This is a genomic window from Mycobacterium alsense, assembly GCF_002086635.1.
In the GTDB taxonomy this organism is placed as follows: Bacteria; Actinomycetota; Actinomycetes; order Mycobacteriales; family Mycobacteriaceae; genus Mycobacterium; species Mycobacterium alsense.
In genome coordinates this window covers 1-556 of sequence record NZ_MVHD01000142.1, presented here as the reverse complement: position 1 = coordinate 556, position 556 = coordinate 1, and the positions used below count along the sequence as shown (strand labels likewise).

The 556-nt window shown below is 62.6% G+C and carries 2 protein-coding genes; both read left to right on the top strand.

The window, feature by feature from the left end:
- A partial coding sequence (locus tag BST11_RS26895; RefSeq protein ID WP_083141177.1) for a WXG100 family type VII secretion target occupies positions 1-231 on the top strand: 231 nt, incomplete at its 5' end.
- A gap of 39 nt (positions 232-270) precedes the next feature.
- A complete protein-coding gene (locus tag BST11_RS26890) occupies positions 271-555 on the top strand; it encodes a WXG100 family type VII secretion target (RefSeq protein WP_067319548.1) in 285 nt (94 codons plus the stop codon).
- The last annotated feature ends 1 nt before the right edge of the window (position 556 follow it).

The following is a 556-nucleotide window of genomic DNA, read 5'->3' as shown; positions in this document are numbered from 1 at the left end:
GCGCAGACGGTGGAGGACGAGGCGCGCAAGATGTGGGCGTCGTCGATGAACATCGCCGGTGCGGGCTGGAGCGGCCAGGCGCAGGCGACCTCCTACGACACCATGGGTCAGATGAATCAGGCGTTCCGCAACATCGTGAACATGCTGCACGGGGTGCGTGACGGTTTGATCCGCGACGCCAACAACTACGAGCAGCAAGAGCAGTCTTCGCAGCAAATCCTGGGCAGCTAGTTCCGGGTCTCGATCTTTTCATTTCAGGAGGACGCAAAGATGACCATCAATTACCAGTTTGGCGATGTGGATGCCCACGGTGCGTTGATTCGTGCCCAGGCCGCGTCGCTGGAAGCCGAGCACCAGGCCATCGTGCGCGATGTGCTGGCCGCTGGTGACTTCTGGGGTGGCGCCGGTTCGGTGGCCTGCCAGGAGTTCATCACCCAGTTGGGTCGTAACTTCCAGGTGATCTACGAGCAGGCCAACGCCCACGGGCAGAAGGTGCAAGCCGCCGGCAACAACATGGCCAGCACCGACAGCGCCGTCGGGTCCAGCTGGGCCTGAC